4 protein-coding genes are annotated in these 2,660 nt (G+C 72.3%); 2 read left to right on the forward strand and 2 right to left on the reverse strand.

The annotated features are described in order from the left end of the window. Both SACHA_RS19765 and SACHA_RS0101505 read left to right on the forward strand, forming a co-directional pair. Positions 1–1,108 (forward strand): aminotransferase class I/II-fold pyridoxal phosphate-dependent enzyme (locus SACHA_RS19765; RefSeq protein WP_019806628.1); only part of this gene is annotated, 1,108 nt, incomplete at its 5' end. Positions 1,109–1,229: 121 nt separating this feature from the next. Continuing rightward, positions 1,230–1,412, forward strand: a complete 183-nt coding sequence (locus SACHA_RS0101505) for a hypothetical protein (RefSeq protein WP_019806631.1) — start codon at positions 1,230–1,232, stop codon at positions 1,410–1,412. Between the two features lie 93 nt (positions 1,413–1,505). Here the strand turns inward: SACHA_RS0101505 and SACHA_RS0101510 are convergent, their stop codons facing one another. Continuing rightward, positions 1,506–2,132: an HAD family hydrolase gene (locus SACHA_RS0101510; protein ID WP_020628579.1), complete on the reverse strand. Its 627-nt coding sequence runs from the start codon at positions 2,130–2,132 to the stop codon at positions 1,506–1,508. Between the two features lie 2 nt (positions 2,133–2,134). Next, positions 2,135–2,660, reverse strand: a 526-nt coding sequence (locus SACHA_RS19770) for a threonine aldolase family protein (protein WP_019806635.1), incomplete at its 5' end; no start/stop codon positions are given.

Genomic DNA, 2,660 nt, shown 5'->3' on the forward strand with positions numbered 1-2,660 from the left:
CCCCGTTGAGCAACAGTACCGATCCCGCAGGCAGCGCGAGCTGATCGAGGGCGTCGAGTGCGGTGGTATTGGCGACCGGGGATGGCCGCGCCCCGTCCTCGACACCGCCGAGCGTGCGCTGCGCGGCGGGGACCTCGGCTACACGGCGCAGCTGGGCATCCCCGAGCTGCGGGACGCCGTCGCGGGGCACTACGCCGAGACCTACGGCCTCGACGTCGCGCCGGACGACGTGATCGTCACGACGGGTTCGTCGGGTGGATTCCTGCTCGCGTTCCTGGCGGCGTTCGACGTGGGCAGCCGGGTGGCGATGGCCCGCCCGGGGTATCCGGCCTACCGGAACCTGCTCGCCGCGCTCGGGTGCGAGGTCGTCGAGTTCGACACGGACGCCTCGACGCGGTTCCAGCCGACCGTCGAGCATCTCGACCGGCTCGGCGACCTCGACGGTGTGGTGGTCGCCAGCCCCGGCAACCCGACCGGCACGGTGCTGCCCCCGGAGGAACTGGCCGCGCTCGCGCGCTGGTGTGCCGACCGGGGTGTGCAGCTGATCAGCGACGAGATCTACCACGGCATCTCCTACGGGACCGCGACCGCCTGCGCGTGGAGCAGCTCCCGCGAGGCCGTGGTGCTGGGCTCGTTCTCGAAGTACTTCGGCATGACCGGCTGGCGGCTGGGCTGGATGCTGACGCCGGGCAGGCTGCACCGGTCGGTGGACGTGCTGACCGGCAACCTCAACATCTGTGCCCCGGCCCTGGCGCAGAAGGCCGCGGTCGCCGCGTTCACCCCGGAGTCCCGCGCCGAACTGGACGCCAACGTGGCCGCCTACCGGCGCAACCGCGACATCCTGCTCGACGGGCTGCACGGGATGGGCTTCGGCCGGGTGGCACCCGTGGACGGCGCCTTCTACGCCTACGCCGACGTCTCCGCGCACACCGACGACAGCCTGGCCTGGTGCCGGCGGGTGCTGGACGAGACGGGCGTGGCGATCACCCCGGGCATCGACTTCGATCCGGTCCACGGCCACCGGTTCGTCCGGTTGTCGTTCGCCAATGCGGAGGCCGAGATCACCGAGGCGGTGCGCAGGCTCGGGGCCTGGCTGCACGGCGCGTGACCCGGAGAAGCACCGGGGTCGGTCCCCGATTTCTCCCCGAGGTCGGGCGGTACTGCGGCGTGCGCGCCCCCACACGTGTCAAGCTGGCAGGGGCGGACCCGAACCGGTGGAGGGATTTGCGATGTTCTGGAAGATCGTCGGCGGCCTGCTGCTGGCCTGGGTGGGATTCATGGTGCTCGGCTGGGTGGTCGGGTTCCTCATCGAAGCGGTGTTCTGGATCGCCGTCATCGCGGGCGGGGTCTTCCTCGGCGCCGCCGCCTACGGCGCGATCAAGAACAAGGACAGGAAGCAGATCCGCTCCTGACCACCCGGCCGGGTGTTGTCGTGAAGGGCACATTCCCTGCGCCGACGGCCGTGAGGGGCACTTCCGCTGCGTCACATGCAGGGAATGTGCCCCTCACGGCACCACGCCGGGTGAACAGGACCGGATCAGGGGGAGCGCGTCGGTGGTGCCCGGCCAGAGGTGGGCGTTGAGGCCCGCCGTGCGGGCGGCGTGGACGTTGACCTCGCGGTCGTCGACGAAGAGACACTCCCCGCCGTCGGCGCCGAGGCGGTCGAGCAACAGGTCGAAGATCTCCGGATCGGGTTTGGCCACGCCTGTCTCGGCGGAGAACAGCACTTCGGAGAAGCGGCGCAGCCACGGCTGCCGGCGGGTGTGCGCGGCGAACGCCGCGGGTGCGTTCGAGAGCAGGGCGAGCCGGTGCCCGTCCCGCTCCAGGGCCGCCAGCAGGTCCGGCGTCCCCGGAGCGAGGCGGGACCAGCCCGCGATGTCGGTCCGGGTCAGCCGTTCAGTCGTGGCCGCGTCCACCTCGGTCCCGACCGTGTCCGCCACCGCCTGCCAGTAGGCGTGGTCCGTGGCGCCCCGGTCGTAGGCCTCGCGGTGCGCCCAGTAGGCGGATTCGAATCTCGCCTGCGGCACCCCGAGCAGCCCGGCCAGTTCGGGCAGGGCCGCGGTGCGCTCACTGAGTACCTCGCCGTAGTCGAAGACCACCCAGGACAAACCGGTCCCCCTCGTCGTCGGCATGCTCAGTCGGTCAGTGTGCGGATGCGGCGCAGTGCCTCGTCCACGTCGGCGGTCGAGAGGTCGCGGTGCAGCATGAACCGCGCCTTGCCCGCCATCGGCAGCACCCGGATGCCCAGTCCCTCCAGCGCGTCCAGGGTCGCCCGGAGGTCGGAGCGGGTGGCGAGCACGACGTTGGTCCGTGGTTCGACCACGTCCCAGCCCAGCTCCCGCAGCCCGGTGGCGAGCCGGGCCGCCTTCTCGTGGTCGGCGGCGAGGTCACCGATCCGGTCGAGCGCGATCAGTGCCGCCGCGGCGAGGACGCCGCCCTGGCGGACCCCGCCGCCGAGCATGTGCCGCATCCTGCGGGCCTCGGTGACGAACTCCTCGCTCCCGGCCACGACCGAGCCCACGGGCGCGCCGAGCCCCTTGCTGAAGCAGGCGGACACGGTGTCCACCCCGACCGTCAACGCGGCGGGCGGGACGCCCAGCGCGGTCGCCGCGTTCCAGAGGCGGGCGCCGTCCAGGTGCACCCGCAGCCCCGCGTCCGAG

The organism is Saccharomonospora halophila 8 (assembly GCF_000383775.1).
Lineage (GTDB): Bacteria > Actinomycetota > Actinomycetes > Mycobacteriales > Pseudonocardiaceae > Saccharomonospora > Saccharomonospora halophila.